This window comes from Acidovorax sp. NO-1 (genome assembly GCF_000238595.1).
Classification (GTDB): domain Bacteria; phylum Pseudomonadota; class Gammaproteobacteria; order Burkholderiales; family Burkholderiaceae_C; genus Acidovorax.
Window position 1 is genome coordinate 1 of the sequence record NZ_AGTS01000060.1, and the last position, 1185, is coordinate 1185.

Annotated in this window: 1 protein-coding gene; it reads right to left on the reverse strand. The window is 57.8% G+C overall.

Going from position 1 to position 1185, the window contains the following annotated elements; translation table 11 throughout:
• Nucleotides 1–156: 156 nt before the first annotated feature.
• Nucleotides 157–1118 (reverse strand): IS5 family transposase gene (locus tag KYG_RS06595; protein ID WP_192810317.1). Its coding sequence is split into 2 segments (ribosomal slippage): nt 157–977 and nt 977–1118, totalling 963 coding nucleotides; the frame shifts between segments, so codons are not numbered across the junction.
• Nucleotides 1119–1185 lie beyond the last annotated feature (67 nt).

Below are 1185 nucleotides of genomic sequence, written 5' to 3' on the forward strand. Positions count from 1 at the left end.
GGATGTCCTGAACAACTCGGACTCGTAAGTGCTACAGGGTCGATGTTTTTCAGATGATGCAATTGCGGCCGTTTTCTCGCATCTTTGCGCCATTTTTCACGCCCTTTCGGGTCATTCGCGCCGCTTTTGCGGCCTCTTGCCTGTTTGCAGGCGCACTCATCCCTGCGCCGCCAGCAATTGGTGGCGCACCATCCACAGGTTCGATAGCGCAAACAGTGTCTTGAGCTGCAGCGTGTTCTTCTTGAGCCCACGGTAGCGCACCTTGGTATAGCCAAACTGCCGTTTGATCACCCTGAAGGGGTGCTCCACCTTGGCACGGATGCTGGCCTTGATCTTCTCCACTTGGTCGATCAGCGCGTCAATGGGGTTGTTTTCCTTGTCCAGCTCTTTGCGCTTGCCCGGGCGCATCGCCACATGCCAAGTGACATCTTTCCTGGCATCCGGGCGCTTTTGCGCGCCTTGGTAGCCAGCATCACCAAAGACGTCTTTCTCCTCACCATGGAGCAAGCTGTTGCCTTCCACCACATCAGACACGTTGCCCGAGGTACCGATGACGGTGTGCACCAGCCCAGAGTCCGCGTCCACGCCAATGTGAGCCTTCATGCCAAAGTGCCACTCGTTGCCCTTTTGGCTTGAGTGCATCTCTGGATCGCGCTTTTTGTCCTTGTTCTTGGTCGAGCTCGGCGCCGCGATCAAGGTGGCGTCCACGGCAGTGCCCGCCTTGAGCAGCAGGCCCTGGGCTGCCAGAAGTTCATTGACGGTGGCCAGAATCTGATCGGCCAGTTTGTGCCTTTCCAGCCGGTGGCGAAAGCGCAAGATGGTGCTCTCGTCAGGCATTCGCCCATGGGCATCAAGCCCTGCAAACTCCCGGTAGATCGGGGTGTCAAAGAAGGCTTCTTCCATCGCCAGATCCGACAAGGTGAACCACTGCTGCATGCAGTGGATGCGCAGCATGGTCTCCAGTGCAAAGGGGGGCGACCGTTCTTGCCTTCGGGGTAATACGGGGCGATGAGATCGACCAATGCAGCCCAGGGAACCACCCGCTCCATCTGGGCCAGCAGTTCCTGCTTGCGGGTTCTTTTGATGCTCAAGTCCAGACCCAGGCTGCTTTGTTTCATGGCCGATAAGCATGCCACGGCCGGCTGACAACTACCAAACATCGGGGGAGGTTTTGCAGGATTTCCC